Origin of the sequence: Arthrobacter sp. SIMBA_036 (assembly GCF_046535135.1) — a bacterium.
Lineage (GTDB): Bacteria > Actinomycetota > Actinomycetes > Actinomycetales > Micrococcaceae > Arthrobacter.
This window is the reverse complement of record NZ_JAWRXG010000012.1, coordinates 40,915-60,945: the sequence shown is the minus strand read 5'-3', so window position 1 is coordinate 60,945 and position 20,031 is coordinate 40,915. Positions and strand designations below refer to the sequence as shown.

At 62.4% G+C, this 20,031-nt stretch carries 20 protein-coding genes; 17 read left to right on the top strand and 3 right to left on the bottom strand.

All coding sequences use genetic code 11. The features are described from left to right. Positions 1–21: 21 nt before the first annotated feature. The 4 genes from SB659_RS16100 to SB659_RS16085 all read left to right on the top strand — a co-directional run bounded on the left by SB659_RS16100 (position 22) and on the right by SB659_RS16085 (position 4,648). Positions 22–2,940: a DNA translocase FtsK gene (locus SB659_RS16100; RefSeq protein WP_410551052.1), complete on the top strand. Its 2,919-nt coding sequence runs from the start codon at positions 22–24 to the stop codon at positions 2,938–2,940. Between the two features lie 24 nt (positions 2,941–2,964). Then, a complete protein-coding gene (gene pgsA / locus SB659_RS16095; protein WP_284980013.1) occupies positions 2,965–3,567 on the top strand; it encodes a CDP-diacylglycerol--glycerol-3-phosphate 3-phosphatidyltransferase in 603 nt (200 codons plus the stop codon). A gap of 2 nt (positions 3,568–3,569) precedes the next feature. Further along, positions 3,570–4,076 carry a CinA family protein gene (locus tag SB659_RS16090; RefSeq protein ID WP_410551125.1) on the top strand — a complete coding sequence of 169 codons (507 nt, stop codon included), beginning with the start codon at positions 3,570–3,572 and terminating at the stop codon, positions 4,074–4,076. A 137-nt stretch (positions 4,077–4,213) separates the two neighbouring features. Further along, the gene (locus SB659_RS16085; protein ID WP_284976613.1) at positions 4,214–4,648 is read left to right on the top strand and encodes a helix-turn-helix domain-containing protein; all 435 of its coding nucleotides are present in this window, start codon (positions 4,214–4,216) and stop codon (positions 4,646–4,648) included. Between the two features lie 71 nt (positions 4,649–4,719). Here the strand turns inward: SB659_RS16085 and SB659_RS16080 are convergent, their stop codons facing one another. Continuing rightward, positions 4,720–5,286: a MarR family winged helix-turn-helix transcriptional regulator gene (locus SB659_RS16080; protein ID WP_284980014.1), complete on the bottom strand. Its 567-nt coding sequence runs from the start codon at positions 5,284–5,286 to the stop codon at positions 4,720–4,722. 41 nt (positions 5,287–5,327) lie between these two features. Here SB659_RS16080 and SB659_RS16075 point away from each other — a divergent pair, with 41 nt between their 5' ends. The 6 genes from SB659_RS16075 to dapF all read left to right on the top strand — a co-directional run bounded on the left by SB659_RS16075 (position 5,328) and on the right by dapF (position 10,907). After that, a complete protein-coding gene (locus SB659_RS16075) occupies positions 5,328–5,552 on the top strand; it encodes a DUF3046 domain-containing protein (RefSeq protein WP_410551051.1) in 225 nt (74 codons plus the stop codon). Between the two features lie 263 nt (positions 5,553–5,815). Beyond that, complete coding sequence (recA, locus tag SB659_RS16070) at positions 5,816–6,856, top strand: recombinase RecA (protein WP_284976615.1); 1,041 nt, start codon at positions 5,816–5,818, stop codon at positions 6,854–6,856. A gap of 19 nt (positions 6,857–6,875) precedes the next feature. Next, a complete protein-coding gene (locus SB659_RS16065; protein WP_410551050.1) occupies positions 6,876–7,400 on the top strand; it encodes a regulatory protein RecX in 525 nt (174 codons plus the stop codon). Next, positions 7,400–8,932, top strand: a complete 1,533-nt coding sequence (gene miaB / locus SB659_RS16060) for a tRNA (N6-isopentenyl adenosine(37)-C2)-methylthiotransferase MiaB (RefSeq protein WP_410551049.1) — start codon at positions 7,400–7,402, stop codon at positions 8,930–8,932. The genes SB659_RS16065 and miaB overlap by 1 nt, the downstream gene beginning before the upstream one ends. Positions 8,933–8,950: 18 nt before the next feature. Beyond that, positions 8,951–9,871 carry a tRNA (adenosine(37)-N6)-dimethylallyltransferase MiaA gene (gene miaA / locus SB659_RS16055; RefSeq protein ID WP_410551048.1) on the top strand — a complete coding sequence of 307 codons (921 nt, stop codon included), beginning with the start codon at positions 8,951–8,953 and terminating at the stop codon, positions 9,869–9,871. A 67-nt stretch (positions 9,872–9,938) separates the two neighbouring features. Next, on the top strand, positions 9,939–10,907 hold the full coding sequence (dapF, locus tag SB659_RS16050; protein WP_410551047.1) for a diaminopimelate epimerase: 969 nt from the start codon (positions 9,939–9,941) through the stop codon (positions 10,905–10,907). Here the strand turns inward: dapF and SB659_RS16045 are convergent. After that, positions 10,879–11,502, bottom strand: coding sequence for a class I SAM-dependent methyltransferase (locus tag SB659_RS16045; RefSeq protein WP_410551046.1), 624 nt, complete (start codon positions 11,500–11,502; stop codon positions 10,879–10,881). The genes dapF and SB659_RS16045 overlap by 29 nt on opposite strands. A gap of 538 nt (positions 11,503–12,040) precedes the next feature. On the opposite strand from SB659_RS16045, the gene hflX reads away from it, so the two are divergent. Both hflX and SB659_RS16035 read left to right on the top strand, forming a co-directional pair. Then, positions 12,041–13,603, top strand: coding sequence for a GTPase HflX (gene hflX / locus SB659_RS16040; RefSeq protein WP_284976620.1), 1,563 nt, complete (start codon positions 12,041–12,043; stop codon positions 13,601–13,603). Beyond that, positions 13,596–15,659: an ATP-dependent DNA helicase gene (locus SB659_RS16035; protein WP_410551045.1), complete on the top strand. Its 2,064-nt coding sequence runs from the start codon at positions 13,596–13,598 to the stop codon at positions 15,657–15,659. Before hflX ends, SB659_RS16035 begins: the two co-directional genes overlap by 8 nt. A 44-nt stretch (positions 15,660–15,703) precedes the next feature. Here SB659_RS16035 and lexA read toward each other — a convergent pair whose 3' ends face one another. Beyond that, positions 15,704–16,450, bottom strand: coding sequence for a transcriptional repressor LexA (gene lexA / locus SB659_RS16030; protein WP_284976658.1), 747 nt, complete (start codon positions 16,448–16,450; stop codon positions 15,704–15,706). 433 nt (positions 16,451–16,883) lie between these two features. Between lexA and SB659_RS16025 the strand changes: the two genes are divergently transcribed. The 5 genes from SB659_RS16025 (at position 16,884) to SB659_RS16005 (ending at position 20,014) form a co-directional block, all read left to right on the top strand. Then, positions 16,884–17,216 carry a LysM peptidoglycan-binding domain-containing protein gene (locus SB659_RS16025; RefSeq protein ID WP_284976622.1) on the top strand — a complete coding sequence of 111 codons (333 nt, stop codon included), beginning with the start codon at positions 16,884–16,886 and terminating at the stop codon, positions 17,214–17,216. Between the two features lie 104 nt (positions 17,217–17,320). Then, a complete protein-coding gene (locus SB659_RS16020; protein WP_410551044.1) occupies positions 17,321–18,439 on the top strand; it encodes a histidinol-phosphate transaminase in 1,119 nt (372 codons plus the stop codon). A gap of 46 nt (positions 18,440–18,485) precedes the next feature. Next, entirely contained in the window at positions 18,486–19,112 is a 627-nt protein-coding gene (gene hisB, locus SB659_RS16015) for an imidazoleglycerol-phosphate dehydratase HisB (protein WP_410551043.1), read from the top strand. Next, complete coding sequence (gene hisH / locus SB659_RS16010; RefSeq protein WP_410551042.1) at positions 19,109–19,855, top strand: imidazole glycerol phosphate synthase subunit HisH; 747 nt, start codon at positions 19,109–19,111, stop codon at positions 19,853–19,855. The genes hisB and hisH overlap by 4 nt, the downstream gene beginning before the upstream one ends. Next, entirely contained in the window at positions 19,856–20,014 is a 159-nt protein-coding gene (locus SB659_RS16005) for a hypothetical protein (protein WP_410551041.1), read from the top strand. The last annotated feature ends 17 nt before the right edge of the window (positions 20,015–20,031 follow it).

Here is a 20,031-nt window from a genome sequence, read left to right as displayed (position 1 = left end):
CCTTGAGGTAGCGTGGCTTGTATGGCGACCCGTACTACCTCCACGCCACGAGGCAGCTCCAGCAGTAAACCCGGCGGAACAGGCCGGAGCGGAGCCGCATCCAAAACCAGCGCAGCCGCATCGAAAAGCGGTTCATCTGCCGTCAGGACCGGTCGCGGCAGCACTGCCCGCAGCAAGCAAGCAGCCGCCGTCGAGCCTGTGGTTCCGCCGCCGCTGCGCATGCTTTCAGGCGCGTGGCAAGGACTGGGCCATCTTGTAGGCGCAGGGGTCCGCCGTATAGGCCAAGACGTCAGCGACCTTGATGCGGCCGACCGTCGGGACGGAGCGGCACTTTTCAATCTCGTGCTGGCGGTGGCTATTGCCACTTTCGCTTGGTGGGGCCTAACAGGCTGGCTTCCTGACGCCATTCATGCCGTCGTCAACGGAACTTTCGGCTGGATGACGCTGTTGCTGCCGTTCATGCTTTTTGTGTGCGCCTTCCGGCTGTTCCGCCGTCCCCAGGATGGGCGGGGGAACAACCGCGTTGGCATCGGATTCATGATCATGACCCTTGCCGGATGCGGGCTCGCCCATGTCTTCGGCGGCCTCCCCACGGTGGGCGATGGATTCGAAGGCCTCCGGAACGCGGGCGGAATGCTCGGCTTCCTGGCAGCAGCGCCCTTGGCAGCAATTCATCGTGCCGTTCCGCTGGCTCTCTACGCTTTCTTGGCCTTCGTGTCCGTGTTGATTGTGACGGCGACACCCTTTGGCGCCATTCCGTCCCGTATCCGCGGGGCTTATGACCACCTCATGGGCATTGACCTGATGGACGACGCCAGCGATGACGGCCACGATCGCAGCTACCTGTACCAGAGCCAGGCCGCCGCCGCTCCAAAGAAAAAGAGGCGCTCTCGCTTCTTCGGCAAGGATACGGACCCTGGCCCCGGACTTGAGGGTTACGTCGGTGACGAGGCCTTTGAGCACGCAATCATCGACGACGACGAATCGACCCAAGCTTCCGACGACTCCCATGCAGCGGGTAGTTCCGGTCCCCGTGTGCCGCCGGGCGTGCGGCGGCCCACGCAGGCCGAGATCGCAGTGGGCAAGATCAAGGCCGCCCAAGGCGTGGGTGGGGCTGCCGGCATAGACAACCCCACCGAAGCCATCCCGATGATCACGCCACAGGCGGCGCCGCAGGTCAGCGCGCACGCCATGGAACAGGTTCCGGCCCGTCCGGCCGCGCCGGCACCACCTCCCACCCCCATCCCGCAACGCACCGAGCAACTCTCGCTCGCCGGAGATGTCACGTATACGCTGCCTTCCTCCGATTACCTGGCGCCGGGCTCCATTCCGAAGGAGCGCACGGAGGCCAATGACGCCGTCGTCGCTGCTTTGACCGATACGCTCACCCAGTTCAACGTCGACGCCGCGGTGACCGGGTTCAGCCGTGGTCCAACGGTCACCCGCTACGAGATCGAGCTCTCGCCCGGCACCAAAGTTGAACGCGTCACGGCGCTGTCCAAAAACATTTCGTACGCCGTGGCGTCGAGCGATGTCCGCATCCTGAGCCCCATCCCGGGCAAATCCGCCATCGGCATCGAAATTCCCAACACGGACCGCGAAACTGTCTCTTTGGGCGATGTCCTGCGGAGCCAGAATGCCCGCCGAACGGACCACCCCATGGTCATGGGTGTGGGCAAAGACGTTGAGGGCGGCTACGTGGTAGCCAACCTTGCCAAGATGCCGCACTTGCTGGTGGCCGGTGCTACCGGTGCCGGTAAGTCCAGCTTCGTGAACTCCATGATTACGTCGATCCTCATGCGGGCCACCCCCGACGAAGTCCGTATGGTCATGGTGGACCCCAAACGGGTGGAACTGACGGCTTATGAGGGCGTTCCGCACCTCATCACGCCCATCATCACCAACCCGAAGAAGGCAGCCGAGGCGTTGCAGTGGGTCGTCCGGGAAATGGACGCCCGCTACGACGACCTCGCAAATTACGGCTACAAGCACATCGACGACTTCAACAAAGCGGTCAGGGCGGGCAAGGTAGTGCCGCCTGTGGACTCCAAGCGCGTCATCAAGCCCTACCCGTACTTGCTGGTGATCGTGGACGAACTCGCCGACCTCATGATGGTGGCTCCCCGCGACGTCGAAGACTCGATTGTCCGCATCACCCAGCTCGCCCGCGCCGCTGGCATCCACTTGGTCCTTGCGACCCAGCGCCCGTCCGTTGACGTGGTCACAGGTTTGATCAAGGCCAACGTTCCGTCCCGGATGGCTTTCGCTACCTCGTCTGTTACCGACTCCCGCGTTGTGCTGGACCAGCCGGGTGCCGAGAAACTCATCGGCCAAGGTGACGCCTTGTTCCTGCCGATGGGTGCCTCCAAAGCGATGCGCGTCCAGGGCGCCTGGGTCACCGAGTCGGAGATCCATAAGGTGGTGGAGCACGTCAAGGGACAGCTCCAAGCCGTCTACCGTGACGACGTTGCCGCAGAGGCGCCCAAGAAGCAGATCGACGACGACATCGGAGACGATCTCGAGGTCCTGTTGCAGGCAACCGAGTTGGTGGTCACCACGCAGTTCGGCTCCACCTCAATGCTCCAGCGCAAGCTTCGCGTCGGCTTCGCGAAGGCCGGCAGGCTCATGGATCTTCTTGAATCGCGGGGCGTGGTGGGCCCTTCCGAAGGCTCCAAAGCGCGGGACGTCCTGGTCAAGCCGGACGATCTCGCGGCGGTCCTCGCAGCGATGAAGGGCCAGGAATCACCGGCTGCTCCTGACGCGTACACGGCTGCCCTCAGCGACAACGCAAACTCGAATATCGCCGTCGGCGGTTACGCAGAAGACCTTGTGGCAGCAGACCTGGACAATCGCACGAAGGCCATTGAGTACCACGACGGTGCCGACGGTCCGGATGACGACGACGGCGGCGAGGACGCCTGGTCGCTCACCGGGCGGTAGCTCCAAAGACTGTAGCCTAGAAGGGTGACTACAGCCGAGGGCGATACCACCGCGTCGAGAAGTTCCGACATCTGGAACCTGCCCAACATCCTCACGATGCTGCGCATCGTCCTGGTCCCGTTCTTTATCTGGTTCCTGCTCGCGGACGATTCCCGGAACGGCTTGTGGCGCTGGGCCGCCGTGCTCACTTTTGCGGTCGCGATCTACACAGACAAGCTCGACGGCGACATCGCCAGGGCCCGTGGCCTCGTCACGAACTTCGGGAAGATCGCCGATCCCATTGCCGATAAACTGCTGATCGGCTCGGCCTTGGTCCTTCTGTCCGTACTCGGCGAGCTCCCGTGGTGGGCCACCATCCTCATCCTCGTCCGGGAGTGGGGGATCACTGCCCTTCGGTTCTTCGTGATCCGTTACGGGGTCATGCCCGCTTCCCGGGGCGGCAAGCTGAAGACCGTGGTGCAAACCGCGGCCATCTTCCTCTACATCCTGCCGCTGGGGGCGATGGCCCCTTGGCTGGTGTACGTGGCGTTCGGAGTCATGATGGTTGCACTGGCGATCACGCTGTGGACCGGTGTGGAGTACGTGATCCAGGCGATGAAACTCCGCGCGGCCGGACGGCGCGCGTGAGCATGCCGGTAGTGGCCTCGGGCTCGGCACAGTCCGCGGCCGCAGTGGTTGCCCGCGCCATCGAGCAGCACCTCACCGTCGCGACTGCGGAGTCGCTCACTGCCGGGATGGTCGCTGCGGCACTTGCCAATACGCCGGGCGCCTCAGGCATGCTGCAGGGCGGCGTTGTCGCGTACCACAATGCAGTCAAGGCCGGTGTCCTCGGCGTCCCTACGGAACTGCTGGCCGACGTCGGATCCGTCGACGGCGGGGTGGCTGCGGAAATGGCCAGCGGCGCCCGGCGAGTCTGCGGCGCCGACGTCGGAATCTCGACCACGGGCGTGGCCGGTCCTGAGCCGCACGACGGCAAAGCCGTGGGCACGGTTTTCATCGGTGTTGCCACACAAACGGGACAAACATCGTTTGAATACCGTTTTTCCGGGGACAGGCAAAGTATCAGGGAGCAGTCATGCGAAGCCGCTTTGGCGCGTCTTCTTGCCGCCCTTGGTGAGGTTGGTTACCGTTCGTAAAGTAGCCGGGAACAAAAAGTCATTCCCAATAGTTGTGTCATTGTGTCGCCTCGGATGAGCCGGGGCGCCTAGGATGAAGACATTAACCGGGTCCGCAAGCCAGCGATCCGGATGAACGAGGGAGTAAGGCGATCCAGATGGTAAAGCAGCCCGTATCCGTAAACGGCGTTGTCCGCTGGAGGGATGTGGGCTTGGCTAGTCAGGCACAGAGCGAACAGAAGGAGCGCAAAATGGTTGTACTACGCCACGAAATTGGTGATGTATTGCGCGATGTCCGCCAGCGCCAGGGCCGTACCCTTCGCGAGGTCTCGCACAGTGCCCGTGTATCGCTTGGTTACCTGAGCGAAGTTGAGCGTGGCCAGAAAGAGGCCTCCTCGGAACTCTTGTCCTCCATTTGCACCGCCTTGGACGTCCCGTTGTCCCTGATGCTTCGTGAAGTCAGCGACCGTGTGGCAGTAGCCGAAGGTGTTGCAGTCCCGGACACCGTTCCACAAGAATTTTCCCAGCGCTATGGTCGCGATATGGACCTCACCGACGACTTCCCCCAGGGGATGCTGTCCGGCGCTCGCTAAGAGTCCTCCACGAGGAGCACAAAGGGTCCCCATGCCTGTCGGCTTGGGGACCCTTTGTTGTACGGAGAGGATCAGCGTGCCTGTTGGCTGGAACCTGAGTTGGTGGGGGCCGGTTCCTTGGGGGCCAGCTCCTTGGAAGAGGGTTCCCTCAGGAGTCCGTCTCCGTATACGGCGTTGAGCCGGCCCATGTAGTCTGCCAACGCTTGGACATCTTCCGCCGGCCATTCGCCCAGGCGTTCGCGAAAAACCTGCTTCCGAGCGTCCTGGACCTGATGCATCTTTTCTTCGCCCTTGTCCGTCAATCGGATTGACTGGGCCCTGCCGTCCTGCGGGTCGGCTTCCTTGTAGACGAGCCCGATGCTCTCAAGGAAGGCAATCTGCCGGCTGACTGATGGTTTTCCGACGCCAATGCAGGTTGCAAGCTCCGTCAGCCGGATCGGACCATCTTTACGAATGACGGTCAGTAGCCCGTAAGCCGCAGGCTCCATGTCGGGATGAACCTGGCGGGACAGTTGCTGGGACAGCGAACGCGCCCGCCGCAGGAGCAGGCTCAGTTGGTGTTCCACTTGCCGAAGGGCATCATCTTCGGCGTCGCCTCCGACGGCCGACAACGGCGCGTTCGGGAAAGGATTGCTCATGGCAACCATTCTAGAGTCCGTCGCTGTGAGAGACTCTATCCGTGAGGGCAAGTGACTTTTGGCGGCTGATGGACGACGAGTTCGGGTCCGGTTACTCCCGGGTCCTTGCCAGTTCCCTGGTCCTGGCCGGCGTAGGCGGACGAACGGCCGTGGACGCCCTGGCCTCGGGCTTTCAGCCCCGCGATGTCTGGCTGGCGATGTGCGAGGTCCAGGATGTCCCGCCGGAGCGAAGGCTTGGCCGGGATATCAAGCCCGCAGCCAACTGAGGCCCTACCCACTTGGCGCTGACGTTCGACCCGCCGGAGACACACCGCGTTCATTTGTTCGAATATCTGTTCGGATGGGGATATGCTCCTGAAAGAGGAAAATTGATCCTGAAAGACGCGTTCCAGAGCATCCGGCAGCCCCGTTTATCCACATAGCAGGGATCGGCTTGAAAAAATGTCAGGGCACCGTAATAGCGTCTGACATGACAGGAAAGCGGCCCTTCGGGCCACTCCACAGCGAGAAAGCATCAGAGGTGTGAACCATGGCGGCAGCCCCGGATCGTGAAAAGGCGCTCGAAGCAGCGCTTGCCCAGATCGATAAGCAGTTCGGCAAAGGCTCTATCATGCGCCTGGGTGATGACACCCGCGCTCCTATCGAGGTCATTCCCACCGGCTCCATAGCCCTGGACGTCGCCCTTGGCATTGGCGGCCTGCCGCGGGGACGCGTCGTGGAAATCTACGGCCCGGAATCCTCGGGTAAAACCACTGTGGCCCTGCACGCGGTGGCGAACGCACAGCGCGCCGGTGGCATTGCAGCCTTCATCGACGCCGAGCACGCACTGGATCCAGACTACGCAGCAAAGCTTGGCGTGGACACGGACGCACTCTTGGTTTCCCAGCCGGACACCGGAGAGCAGGCCCTGGAAATCATGGACATGCTGGTCGGTTCGGGCTCACTGGACGTCATCGTCATCGACTCCGTGGCAGCGTTGGTACCCCGCGCTGAAATTGAAGGCGAAATGGGCGACTCCCACGTGGGCCTGCAGGCACGCCTCATGAGCCAGGCGTTGCGTAAGATCACCGGCCGCTTGAGCCAAACCAAGACCACCGCCATCTTCATTAACCAGCTCCGTGAAAAGATCGGCGTCTTCTTCGGATCCCCTGAAACCACCACCGGTGGTAAGGCCCTGAAGTTCTACGCTTCAATCCGCATCGATGTCCGTCGGATTCAGACACTGAAAGAGGGTGCGGATTCCGTTGGTAACCGCACCAAGGCAAAGATCGTCAAGAACAAGATGGCTCCGCCCTTCAAGATCGCCGAGTTCGACATCATTTACGGGCAGGGCATCTCCCGCGAGGGCGGCATTATCGACATGGGTGTCGAGCACGGCATCATCAAGAAGTCCGGTTCGTGGTTCACCTACGACGGAGACCAGCTCGGGCAGGGCATGGAGAACTCGCGGCGCTTCCTGCGGGACAATCCCGAATTGGCCCAGGAGCTCGAACGATTGATCAAGGAAAAGCTCGGCGTGGGTGTCAAGCCGGAAGCGGACTCCCCGAAGCTCAAGGCCGTTGACGGTTAATAGAACCCGGCGTTCGCCCGTGCCCGTTGATGCCGAAACCGATCCGGAACGCGAACCTGATCCTGAATCCGTGGCGCGTGCCATTGTCCTGAGGCAGTTGACAATGGCGCCACGGAGCAGGCTGCAGCTCGCGCGAAAACTTGCCGAGCGTCATGTTCCCGAGGACGTCGCTGAGACGGTCTTGGACCGATTCGCGGAAGTACAGCTCATCGACGACGCCGAGTTCGCGCGGATGTGGGTTCGGAGTCGTGCGCAGACCAAGAAGTTGGCCAAGGGCGCACTCCGGCGTGAACTGACCGAGAAGGGCATCGACCTGGAGGCGGCAGAGGAAGCTTTGTCGCAGCTCAGCGATGAAGATGAGGAATCGGCCGCCCGGGAGCTCGTCCAGCGAAAACTGCGGTCCGGTGTTGATTTGTCGGACCGTGCCGAAAGGGACAGATACACTCGCAGGCTGGCGTCCATGCTCGCCCGTAAGGGTTATGCACCTTCGTTGGCATTCAGGATCGTCGGTGAGGTACTGGCGGAAGCCGGTACCCTTGAGTAGTGAGTTTGACCATTCCCTCCCCAACAGCTGCCCCTGCTCCTTTGGCCCACCCCAGGACTTATCAGGTCCGGACCTTTGGCTGCCAGATGAACGTCCATGATTCTGAGCGCATGGCGGGACTTCTCGAGGAGGCGGGTTACGTACCGGCAGAGGCCGACGTCGCCGACGTCGTGGTCTTCAATACGTGCGCTGTGCGCGAGAACGCGGACAACAAGCTCTACGGAAACCTGGGCCAGCTGCGGCCGGTCAAAGCCGCCAATCCCGGGATGCTGATCGCTGTTGGCGGTTGCCTGGCCCAGAAGGACCGGGAGACCATCGTCAAAAAGGCACCGTGGGTGGACGCCGTGTTCGGTACCCACAACGTCGGGGCCCTTCCAGCCTTGCTCAACCGTGCCCGCCACAACAACGAAGCCCAGTTGGAGATTCTCGAATCCCTGGACGTCTTCCCGTCCACGCTGCCTACCAAGCGGGACTCTGTCTACTCCGGTTGGGTCTCGATCTCCGTGGGCTGCAACAACACCTGCACGTTCTGCATAGTTCCTTCGCTGCGGGGCAAGGAGAAGGATCGACGTCCGGGAGAGATCCTGGCCGAGGTTCAGGCACTCGTCGATGACGGAGCAGTGGAAGTGACCTTGCTGGGTCAAAATGTGAACTCGTACGGTGTTGAATTCGGAGACCGCCTGGCGTTCTCGAAGCTTCTGCGGGCCTGCGGTGAGATCGATGGCCTCGAACGGGTCCGATTCACCAGTCCTCATCCTGCAGCGTTCACGGACGACGTCATCGACGCCATGGCTGAGACACCTAATGTCATGCCGCAGTTGCACATGCCGCTGCAATCGGGATCCGACAAGGTCCTCAAGGATATGCGCCGGTCTTACCGTTCCAGCAAGTTCCTCGGGATTCTGGATAAAGTGCGCGAGCGGATCCCACGTGCGGCGATCACCACCGACATTATCGTGGGCTTTCCGGGCGAAACCGAGGAAGACTTCCAGGCCACCTTGGACGTTGTGGAGAAGTCGCGGTTTGCTTCGGCATTTACCTTCCAATACTCCAAGCGGCCCGGCACACCCGCTGCTGATTTGCCGGAACAACTCCCCAAAGACGTGGTTCAGGAGCGTTACGAGCGCCTGACGGCGCTCCAGGACCGTATCGCCGCTGAAGAGAACGCCAGGCAGCTTGGGCAAAAAGTTGAAGTCCTAGTGACCTCCCAGGCTGGACGTAAAGCCGAAGAAACGCACCGCTTATCCGGCCGTTCCAAGGACCAGAGGCTGGTCCATTTTTCCGTGCCGGAAGGGGCAGAAGCGCCGCGTCCAGGTGATTTCGTCACTGTGACCGTTACGGAGGCCGCAGCATTCCACCTCGTCGCGGATCCCTTGACTGCTGCGGACTACCACTTGCGCCGTTCGCGCGCCGGTGACGCGTGGGACCGGTCCCAGGCTGACTCCTGCGGAGTCCCGGCACCCGGATCAGCTTCCGGCTCGTCGGCGGGTGTTTCGCTGGGCATGCCCTCCTTGCCGCCTCGTCGCGCCTAGCAACGGACTCAAGATCACATGACGAGTCCCGTCCTTCGTAACCCGGGGCCTGTAGTCGCGGTCGTGGGGCCAACCGGCTCCGGAAAATCGGATCTCGGCGTCAGCCTGGCCCAAGCCCTCGATGGTGAGGTCATCAACGCAGACGCGCTGCAGTTCTACCGCGGCATGGACATCGGTACCGCAAAGATCAGTGTTGAAGAGCGGCAAGGCATCCCGCATCACCTCTTGGACATCATGGATGTTACTGAGGAAGCCAGCGTGGCCGATTTCCAGGAACAATGCCGGGCCGCCATCGCCGAGATTCATTCGCGGGGCAAGCGGGCCATCCTGGTGGGTGGGTCCGGATTGTACATACGCGCCGGCCTGGACGTCCTTGAGTTCCCCGGCACGGACCCCTCGGTACGGAAGCAGCTGGAAGAGGAGTGCGAGGTTCTCGGCCTAGCGGCGCTACGGACCCGTCTGGAGGACGTCGATCCGGTGTCCGCGGGCCGGCTCGGCGATGCCCGCCGCGTGATCCGAGCCCTTGAGGTGCATGCACTGACGGGCCGCCCGTTCAGCTCGTTCATGCCCCGGCGCCAGTACTTCCAGCCTGCCCTGCAGATCGGCCTCTCGGTGGACCGGGAGGTGCTGAGGGAGCGCCTGGCGTTGCGGGTGCACTCGATGGTGGACGCGGGCCTGCTCAACGAAGTGCGAACGCTGGACCACGCGGGACTGCGGCAGGGGAAGACGGCATCGCGTGCCTTGGGGTACGCACAATTCCTGAAAGTGCTCGACGGCGAAGCGGACGCCGCTGCAGCGGCCTCGGAGACAATCGTCGCCACCAGGCAATTCGCACGACGCCAGCTGACATGGTTTCGGGCCGATCCCCGCATTGCATGGTTTGATTGGCAGGATCCGGACCTCGTCTCCAAAACCGTGGCTGCGGCTGGACAAGACTAACTTCCACGGATTCAATTTCGGCGGCGGTAATTTCGGGGCGAACAACCGTGGCAGGTAGCCTAGTGCCATGGATGAAACCACCACATTTCCCGCCCAGCAGCCAGCAGCTGTGGGCGCCTCCACGCCACTCGCCGGCCTCGCGGGACTGGCGTTCTCAAAGGGGCATGGAACTGGCAACGACTTTGTCCTCATCGCGGACGCGGGGGACGCACACGAGGTGACGCCGGAGCAGGTGGCATTGTTGTGCGATCGCCATGTGGGAATTGGTGGCGACGGCCTCATCCGCGCCGTTCCGTCGCGTTTCCTTCCTGAGGGTAGGGCATTGCTGGAGCAGGATCCGGCCGCCGAGTGGTTTATGGATTACCGCAACGGAGACGGTTCCTTGTCAGAGATGTGCGGCAATGGTGTCCGTGTCTTTGTGCAATTCCTCATCACTGAAGGCTTGGTGGACTTGGCACAGGGACAAACCCTGACCATCGGTACGCGCGGTGGCGTGAAGAAAGTGGTGCGGACAACCAACGGGTATGCGGTGGATATGGGCCCGTGGGAGTTCATCTTTCCCCGTGAGGCCACCAGTAAAGCCATGGACGCCCTTGTCAGCGCCGACGGGCTGGAAGTGGCACGTCCGGGCCTTTCCGTGAGTATGGGCAACCCCCACACCGTCGTGGCGCTGGCCGAGTTGGCCGAACTGTCCGCAACGCAACTTTTCAAGGCTCCGGTGGTGGAGCCCAAGCCAGTCAACGGAACGAACGTGGAATTTGTGGTGCCCGCTGAGCCTCTGGTGGAGGCCGGCGTCGGAACCATCACCATGCGCGTTCACGAACGCGGAGTGGGCGAGACCCAATCCTGTGGCACGGGCGCCTGCGCCGCGGCTGTTGCCATCCGGCATTGGGCTGGCCCTACCGCGCCCAACGACTGGCATGTGAAGGTCCCCGGCGGGGTGGTGGGGGTCAAGTTCTTCCCCGGTGCTGGCGGTCGGGAGCACGTGGAACTGAGCGGCCCCGCCGTCATAGTTGCTTCTGGGACGCTTTCCTAACCCGAAGGATCCTGAAAGATTTTGACGTACTTTCACGCGAAACCGTGAAACGGTCATCCAGTTCCGAAGCGAGCCACCGTTGCAGTGAGTCGGCGCCCAGATTCTTCTGAACCACGAGCCAGGCGTTTCCGCCCGGCGCGAGTCGCGGCAGCCACGTAAGCAAGAGGGAATGGAGTTCATCTTTGCCGATGCGGATCGGTGGGTTGGACCAGATGGTATCGAACTCGATGCCAGGATCCACTTCGTCCGGCAGGCTCGCCGTGATGTTGCCCAGACCGAGCAGGGCAGCGTTCTCATTGGTCAGGGTGATGCAGCGTTCGTTCACGTCCACCGCGTGGACTGTGGCGTGGGGCGCCTTCAATGCCATGGTCAGCGCGATAGGACCCCAGCCGCAGCCGATGTCCAAGAGGTTCCCACGCGGGGACGGGGACGGGACCTCGGAAAGCAGTATCAGCGTTCCCTTATCCACCGCATCTGGGCTGAAGATCCCGGAGGAAGTCTGCAGATGCCGTGTTTCTCCGACGAGTTCCACGGTGAGGGGCTTGCGGGTGAACGGTCCGGCCGGTTGGGCACTGAAATAGTGAGCAGACTCCATAATTTGCCAGACTAGTTGGCTGTGGGCCGCTTGGGAAACTGCAGGCTCCGGGGCCCGATTCGACGCGAATGGTAAGATTAACTCCATGATCTTGAATTTTCAGTAGCCGTTTGAGCTTCCGGTGCAACGATTGCCGGATGATCCCAAACAACCGGTCCCACAGCGATGCAGGTCCCGCTCGGCGCACGTCCGCCGACGCCGGGCCTTTCCGCAGTCCAAGGTCCGTCCGGCAACCTCCCGCACACCACTGATTGTGGATGCGGGAGTCCCTGAAAATCACCTCCCCTGATGCCCGGCATTTTGCCCGTAGTGCAGCATCCCACCGGGGAAACCGTTTTTGACCTGCCGGCCACCCTTTCCTGCGGAACTATTCACACCTTGATCCGCCAGCAGGCGCGCGCCCGAACCCTGTGTTCGGCACGCCGCGGCGCAACACACAGGAGGCCCATTGGCCCAGCCAGGTCAGCCCAGCGCGAAGAGCGCCCCGTTGAACAGCAATCAGCACTATTCTGGAATAGCCGAACAGTCTAAGGAGACCATGACCACCCAGAAGCACTCCGGATCCGATTCCGACGCCCAGGACATGAGTCCTGAACAAATCCAGGCCGTTATCGACCGGATACTTTCCAAGGATGCACCTGAGCAGCCAGCAAGCCGTGAAGACCCCCAGGGCGTCTTCGGCAAGGCGCAGGCAATTTCCGCCTTGGATCAAGAGCACAGCATTTACGACGGCGACCAGCAAGACCTCGCCGAGCGGCGGGCCCTGCGCCGCACCGCAGGTCTCTCCACCGAACTCGAAGATGTTACTGAGGTCGAATACCGGCAGTTGCGCCTTGAACGCGTGGTCTTGGCCGGCCTGTGGACCGAAGGTACCCTGGCCGACGCCGAGAACTCACTCCGTGAGCTGGCGGCCTTGGCAGAAACAGCTGGTTCCGAGGTTCTCGACGGTTTGGTGCAGCGCCGGGCGAAGCCTGACCCGGGTACGTTCCTTGGTTCGGGCAAAGCGCAGGAACTCAAAGACATTGTGTCCGCCACAGGTGCCGATACCGTGGTGGTCGACACCGAACTCGCGCCTTCCCAGCGCCGTGGCCTCGAGGACATTGTCAAGGTGAAGGTTGTCGATAGGACCACCTTGATCCTGGATATTTTTGCCCAGCACGCCAAGAGCCGCGAAGGTAAGGCACAGGTGGAGCTCGCCCAGCTCGAGTATCTTCTCCCGCGCTTGCGTGGTTGGGGTGACTCGATGTCCCGGCAGGCCGGTGGCCAAGTTGGTGGGGCCGGTGCAGGTATGGGCTCGCGTGGTCCGGGTGAAACAAAGATCGAACTCGATCGCCGTCGTATCCGGACCCGGATGGCTAAGCTTCGTCGCGAAATCGCGGCAATGAAGCCGGCCCGTGAGACAAAGCGGGCCAACCGCCGTCGTAATGCTGTCCCTTCCGTAGCGATTGCCGGGTACACCAACGCCGGCAAGTCGTCGCTGCTGAACCGACTGACGGACGCAGGCGTGCTCGTGGAAAACGCGCTGTTCGCCACCTTGGACCCCACGGTGCGTAAGGCGCAGACACCGGACGGCATCGGTTACACACTTGCGGACACCGTCGGGTTTGTTCGTTCGTTGCCGACGCAGCTGATTGAAGCATTCCGCTCCACCCTGGAGGAAGTGGCGGATGCCGACTTGATCCTGCACGTCGTGGATGCTTCGCACCCGGACCCCGAGGGGCAGATCGCCGCAGTGCGTTCAGTGTTCAGCGAGGTGGATGCGCGCAAGGTCCCCGAGATCATTGTCCTGAACAAGGTCGATGTGGCCGATCCCTTCGTGGTGGAGCGCCTCAAGCAGAAGGAACCCCGGCACGCGGTGGTGTCCACCCGGACCGGACTCGGAATCTCTGAGCTTTTGGAGGAGATCAGTCGGTCAATTCCGCGGCCTGGTGTTCGGCTTGAAATGCTCATTCCTTACGAGCGCGGCGAGATGATCAGCAAGCTGCACAGTTCCGATGCTGAGATCCTGAGCCTGGACCATGAAGAAAGTGGGACGCGCGTCGTGGCGATGGTCCGGGAGGGCCTCGCTGCCGAACTGGAGTCATTCGTCAGTAATGGGTGAGAATGTCGCGGCGGACGCCGTCGAGTCGGTGGGGGAGAAGTTCACCCTGGAATTGCTGGACCGCGCTGTCTCCGGCATGGGCGGTCAAAGCCGTGCCGGCCAGCACGAGATGGCCAGGCACGTCACCCGGGCCATTGAAACCGGTGAGCATTTGCTGGTCCAGGCCGGAACGGGAACAGGTAAGTCCTTGGCTTACCTGATTCCCCTGATCGCCCATTCCATGGTCAGCAACAAACCGACACTGGTGTCCACCGCGACCCTGGCGTTGCAGACGCAGATCGTTGGCCGCGACCTTCCGCGGTTGTTGGAAACGATCAGCCCTGCCCTTGAACGCCCGGTCAACGTTGCGCTCGTCAAAGGCCGGGCCAACTACGTCTGCTTGCAGAAGCTCGACGGCGGATTTCCCAGCGAGGAGCCCTCCGAGGGCCAACTGTTCTCACTCGGTGAGGACACCAGCGTCCCGCACTTCGCCGCTTCCTTGGGGGGACCTTCGTCCCAACTTGGCAAGGAAGTGGTGCGGCTTCGGGAGTGGGCGGAAAAGACCACCACGGGGGACCGGGATGAGCTCATGCCAGGCGTGACGGACAGGGCGTGGCGCCAGGTGTCAGTCACGTCCATGGAGTGCCTGGGGGCACAGAAGTGCCCGATGGCTGAGGAGTGCTTCAGTGAGCTGGCCCGATCCCGCGCCGGGGAGGCCGACGTCGTGGTGACGAATCACGCGATGCTGGCCGTCAGTGCCTTCGAGGGCCTCGCTGTTCTGCCCGAGTATGACGTCGTTGTGGTGGATGAGGCCCACGAGCTACAGGACCGCGTCACGGGCGCCGTCTCGGGCCAGCTCTCAGTCGCCATGGTCCATGCCGCAGCTTCAAGCGCCCGAAAGCACACCGCCATCACTGTTGACGCCCTCAACGCCGCTGCTGATCGATTGGATATGGCGATCGCCGGAGCCCCGAACGGGCTGCTGCCCAACGGGCTTGATGACGAACAACTCGATTGCCTGGACCAGTTGCGTGAGGCAACGCGCGCAGCGCTCTCGGATTCGAAGCCGGATTCCTCGGGATCAAACTCTGCCGACGGCGGGAGGCAGCTGGCGCGCTCGCGGCTCATGCTCATCCTGGAACTCTGCGAACGGTTGCTCGCCGCCAAGGAGAATCGGGAGGTGGTCTGGTTCTCGCGCAACAGCACCTTCGACCCCCAGCAGGGGTACTCCCAGCCGGACGAGACCGCACCGGCCCTCATTAATATCGCGCCCCTGAGCGTCGCTGGAAGGCTGCGGGAGGGCCTGTTCACGGGCCACACAGTGGTACTAACGTCGGCTACGTTGGCAATCGGGGCTGCGTTCGAACCTGCGGCCGGCGGGCTGGGCCTCTTGGGCGACGGCGCGCCGAGCTGGACCGGGATCGACGTCGGTTCCCCCTTTGACTACCCCAAACAGGGGGTCCTCTACGTGGCGAAACACTTGCCGAAGCCAGGCCGCGGTACTTCCTTGGAGGCCTTGGATGAATTAGAGGACCTGATTCGGGCCTCCGGCGGCGGAGCTTTGTGCCTCTTCTCCTCCCGGCGGGCCGCGGAAGAAGCCGCTGATGCCATGCGGCTGCGGCTGGATGTGGATATCCTCTGCCAAGGCGAGTCCACCATGGCGGCCCTGGTCAAGCAATTCGCAGACGAGCCAGACACTTGCCTTTTCGGAACCATGTCTCTGTGGCAAGGGGTGGACGTTCCGGGGGGTTCCTGCCGCCTGGTGGTGATTGACCGTATTCCTTTCCCCCGTCCGGACGACCCGCTGATGACAGCGCGTTCCAGGGCAGTCGCACAATCCGGCGGCAACGGATTCATGGCAGTTTCGGCGACGCACGCGGCCATCCGTTTGGCGCAAGGCGCGGGCCGGCTCATCCGCTCCACAGGAGACCGGGGAGTTGTGGCGGTTTTGGATCCCAGGCTTTCGACAGAACGCTACGGCGCGTTCCTGCGGGCGGCACTGCCGCCGTTCTGGCCCACGGTGGACCGAACGGTGGTAAGGGGTGTACTGGAGCGCCTGAGTAGGAAGAGCGCCTAAAGGGAACTGCGCCTAGAGGGAACTGCGCCTAGAGGGAACTGCGCCTAGAGGGAACGCAGCACCGAGACGACCTTGCCCATAATGGTGGCCTGATCACCGAGGATGGGCTCATATTGGGTGTTTTGCGGCAGCAACCACGTGTGGCCGTCCCGTTGGCGGAAAGTCTTCACGGTTGCTTCGTCATCCAAGAGGGCAGCTACGATGTCGCCGTTGATGGCGTCGTTTTGCCGTCGCACCACCACCCAGTCACCGTCGCAGATGGCGGCGTCGATCATTGAATCTCCGGCAACCTTGAGCATGAACAGTTCGCCGTGTCCCACGAGCTGTCGTGGCAGGGGAAGGACATCTTCCACTGTCTGATCGGCCAGGATCGGCCCACCGGCTGCGATGCGGCCTACCAGCGGCACCATGGCTGTGTCGCTGGCGCTGGCCAGTTCGGTGACCGCGAGCCCACCGGCACTGCGAAGGCGGGCAGGTTCCTCAACCCCGGGAATGGGCCCGCCGCCGTCGAGGGTCAAGGGCATCAAGACTTCCATTGCCCGAGGGCGCTTGGGGTCCCTGCGAAGGTAGCCCAGCTTCTCCAGCTGGGTCAGCTGGTGGGTCACGCTGGAAAGGCTCGCAAGGCCCACCGTATCCCCGATCTCACGCATGCTGGGCGGGTATCCATTGTCATTGACCGAGCGCTGAATGGTCTCGAGGATCTTCTTCTGCCGGACCGTCAGGCTCTTGGGGCTCTTTTGAGGCTGTTGGCTACGCAGGGGAGCGCTACCTCCTGTGGCTTTCGCTGCCATGTTTGCCAATGCCTTTCCGTCCGGACCGGGCGCGATACGGACCGCGCCGATGATGCCGGGCCTAAAAATGTCAGACCCTGTTGATTCACTGAAACAGTGGCTGCTTCTTCCATCAAACGTAGGGCAGGCGCAGACCTTTATCAAACATTTGTTCTAGCGAGTCTCGACACCGTTCGTTGATAAGTGCTAAAAAGGTCTTAGCAAGGTTCGAATATGTGTTCTAACAACACCGCAAACCGTGCCGATGTTCGAAGAAAGTGTTCGAACGGTTCGGGTGGCGTCGGGAGAGCATACGGAATTGACCGCCGCGCATCGGACACCCGGGGCACGGCAATCGCTCAGAAGGGCAAAGCTCATGTCTGCAATATCAACGCTTGAGGGTCTTCTCGGAGGGCCAGCGCCTGCACTTGCAGTGGCGCAGCCGGCACCAGTCATGGACGTGAAATCGAAGTCCACGCGGCTTCGCCTGACGCGCAGGGGGCGGATCGTCTTCTTCGGCATCCCCGCGATGCTGCTGGTGGCCGCGTTGATCACCCTTCTTGGCTTCGTCACTTCCCCGGCAAAAGCCTCAGACACCCAGGCTCAACTGCGTCCACCGGTTGCGATTTCCGTCACGGTTCAGCCCGGGGAGTCCCTGTGGGGCATCGCGGGGGCGGCCGCGCCCGGCCGGGATCCCAGGGATGTCATTGCCGAGATCATCCAGCTAAATGACCTCAGTGGCGGCAGCATCCATCCCGGCCAGAAGTTGTTCGTTCCAGCCGGCTAGAGGGCCGTGCCCAGGGAATCTGGCGAGTGCCCGGGCATGCCCGTCGCGCGGTCCAAGGGGTCACAGTTACGCACCCATCCACGGAGGCCCTTAAACTGGAAACTGTGAGTGACAAGCTTGAGCGACTCGACCGACTTCCCCTCCGGACCAACCTGCGTGGACTGAGCCCTTACGGGGCGCCGCAGCTGGATGTGCCCGTTCTACTCAATGTCAATGAGAACACCCATGGCGTGCCGGTGGATGTCCAGGCAGCCATTACGGAGGCGGTCGCAGCCGCTGCCACTGGACTCAACCGCTACCCCGACAGGGAGTTCACGGAGTTGCGCCAGGCATTGGCGGAATATCTCGGTCACGGGCTCGCTCCGGAGAACATCTGGGCGGCCAATGGCTCAAATGAAGTACTGCAACAAATCCTCCAGGCGTTCGGCGGTCCTGGCCGCAAGGCTCTGGGTTTCCCGCCGACGTACTCCATGTATCCGCTACTGGCCAGCGGCACCGACACCGAATACGTCCGCGGTTTCCGCGCGGCCGACTACGGCTTGGATGCTGCCTCTGCCGCGGCGCAAGTACGCGACACCGCCGCGAACATTGTTTTTCTCTGCTCTCCCAACAACCCCACGGGGACCGGCCTGACACTCGACGTCGTCGAGGCTGTGTACGACGCCGGCGAAGCGAGCCAGGCCATAGTGATCGTTGACGAGGCCTACCACGAGTTTGCGCACGACAACACGCCCAGTGCCTTGACCTTGTTGCCAGGCCGCGAGCGGTTGATCGTTTCCCGAACCATGAGCAAGGCGTTCGCCTTGGCTGGGGCCCGTCTCGGATACATGGCAGCAGCGCCGGAGGTCACCGACGCGATTCGGCTCGTCCGGCTTCCGTACCACTTGTCCGCGATTACCCAGGCGACTGCGCTGGCCGCGCTGAACCACCGCGAGGCCCTGATGGCTGACGTTGAAGACATCAAGATTCAGCGCGATCGTATTGTGACTGAGCTCTTGCGGATGGGCCTAAAACCGTCGGTGTCTGACTCTAACTATGTCTTCTTCGGTGGCTTGGACAACCCGCATGAAGTGTGGCAGGGGCTTCTCGACGCCGGTGTACTGATTCGCGACGTCGGTATCCCGGGCCACCTGAGGGTGACAGCGGGTACCGAGAAGGAGACCACTGTCTTCCTTGAGGCCCTGGAATCCCTGCGGCGCGGACCAGCCGCCCCGCACGCCTAAACTTGTCTATAGACCCAACCCATTCTTCGTGTATAAGGACGTCCCAATGAGCGAAACCGGCTCAGTGCCCACCGCTGCCCGCACCGCGCGGCTCGAGCGCACCACTAGCGAGTCCTCCGTCCTGGTGGAGATCAACCTGGACGGCACGGGTGTCTCCGAGATCAGTACGTCGGTTCCTTTCTACGACCACATGCTGACTGCCCTGTCCAAGCACTCTTTGATCGACATGACCGTCAAAGCCACCGGGGACACCCACATTGACGCGCATCACACGGTGGAAGACGTGGCCATCACCTTTGGCGAGGTGCTGCGCACCGCATTGGGGAACAAGGCGGGCATCCGTCGCTTCGGCGAGGCAACGGTTCCTTTGGACGAGGCTTTGGCGCAGGCCGTCGTCGATGTTTCGGGCCGTCCGTACCTTGTCCACAGCGGTGAACCTGCCGGCCAGGAGTACCACTTGATCGGCGGGCACTTCACCGGGTCCTTGACCCGGCATGTCTTTGAGGCGATTACCCTTCACTCCGGTATCTGCCTGCACATGAACGTTCTCGCCGGCAGGGATCCGCACCACATCGTCGAAGCCCAATTCAAGGCGTTTGCACGCGCCCTGCGCTCGGCAGTAGAGTCCGATCCCCGCGTTGAAGGCATTCCCTCCACCAAGGGCGCACTGTGAGCGGCCAGTCTGTGGCCGCTGGTGCCGTCACGGATGCCATAGCCGCGCGGAAGCCGGAATCTCCCGAGGGTAAGCCGACGGTGACGGTGCTGGACTACGGTTCCGGCAACGTCCGGTCAGCCGTTCGGGCACTCGAGCGTGCCGGAGCGCATGTCATTCTCAGTGCCAAGCCCGAGGACGTCCTGAATGCCGACGGCCTGGTGGTTCCAGGCGTCGGTGCTTTCGAGACCGTCATGCGGGAGCTCAAGGCCGTTGACGCCATCAGGATGATCGGGCGCCGCGTCGCCGGCGGGCGTCCCGTGCTGGCCATCTGTGTCGGGTTGCAGGTTCTCTTCGAAGCCGGGGTGGAGCACGGCATCGAATCCGAGGGCATGGCCGAGTGGCCCGGCAAGGTGGAACTCCTTCCCGCCGCAGTGGTCCCTCACATGGGCTGGAACACCGTTGACGTGCCGGAAGGCTCCAAACTGTTCGCCGGTGTCGAGCAGGAACGCTTCTATTTCGTGCACTCGTACGGTGTGCAGGAATGGAATTTCGACGTCGTCCAGCCTCGCATGGCTCCGCCCCTGGTGACGTGGTCCGAGCATGGCGCACGTTTTATTTCCGCCGTCGAGAACGGGCCCCTTTGCGCCACGCAATTCCACCCGGAAAAGTCCGGCGACGCCGGGGCGCGGCTCCTGCGCAACTGGGTGGATGGCCTGCGCAAGCAGCAGCCACCCGTTGACCCTGGAACGGGAGTGGCCTAAATGTGGTCCGTGCTCCTGATGGGACTCGGTGGCCTGATGGTTGGCGGAGGAATCTCCTTCCATCAACAGAACAAGCCCCGATGGGTCTCGATTTCCTTCTACGTGTTGGCGGCGATGTCCCTGCTGGCGGCCTACCTGCTCACGCTGCCGGGCAAGTGACCGTGATCAATTGATCA

What these genes read in the sequence shown, in the direction of transcription:
- SB659_RS16100 (WP_410551052.1), top strand. Translation starts at nt 22, where the DNA reads ATGGCGACCCGTACTACCTCCACGCCACGAGGCAGCTCCAGCAGTAAA.
- SB659_RS16090 (WP_410551125.1), top strand. Translation starts at nt 3,570, where the DNA reads ATGCCGGTAGTGGCCTCGGGCTCGGCACAGTCCGCGGCCGCAGTGGTT.
- SB659_RS16085 (WP_284976613.1), top strand. Translation starts at nt 4,214, where the DNA reads ATGGTAAAGCAGCCCGTATCCGTAAACGGCGTTGTCCGCTGGAGGGAT.
- SB659_RS16080 (WP_284980014.1), bottom strand. Translation starts at nt 5,286, where the DNA reads ATGAGCAATCCTTTCCCGAACGCGCCGTTGTCGGCCGTCGGAGGCGAC.
- recA (WP_284976615.1), top strand. Translation starts at nt 5,816, where the DNA reads ATGGCGGCAGCCCCGGATCGTGAAAAGGCGCTCGAAGCAGCGCTTGCC.
- miaA (WP_410551048.1), top strand. Translation starts at nt 8,951, where the DNA reads ATGACGAGTCCCGTCCTTCGTAACCCGGGGCCTGTAGTCGCGGTCGTG.
- dapF (WP_410551047.1), top strand. Translation starts at nt 9,939, where the DNA reads ATGGATGAAACCACCACATTTCCCGCCCAGCAGCCAGCAGCTGTGGGC.
- SB659_RS16045 (WP_410551046.1), bottom strand. Translation starts at nt 11,502, where the DNA reads ATGGAGTCTGCTCACTATTTCAGTGCCCAACCGGCCGGACCGTTCACC.
- hflX (WP_284976620.1), top strand. Translation starts at nt 12,041, where the DNA reads ATGACCACCCAGAAGCACTCCGGATCCGATTCCGACGCCCAGGACATG.
- SB659_RS16035 (WP_410551045.1), top strand. Translation starts at nt 13,596, where the DNA reads ATGGGTGAGAATGTCGCGGCGGACGCCGTCGAGTCGGTGGGGGAGAAG.
- lexA (WP_284976658.1), bottom strand. Translation starts at nt 16,450, where the DNA reads ATGGCAGCGAAAGCCACAGGAGGTAGCGCTCCCCTGCGTAGCCAACAG.
- SB659_RS16025 (WP_284976622.1), top strand. Translation starts at nt 16,884, where the DNA reads ATGGACGTGAAATCGAAGTCCACGCGGCTTCGCCTGACGCGCAGGGGG.
- hisB (WP_410551043.1), top strand. Translation starts at nt 18,486, where the DNA reads ATGAGCGAAACCGGCTCAGTGCCCACCGCTGCCCGCACCGCGCGGCTC.
- SB659_RS16005 (WP_410551041.1), top strand. Translation starts at nt 19,856, where the DNA reads ATGTGGTCCGTGCTCCTGATGGGACTCGGTGGCCTGATGGTTGGCGGA.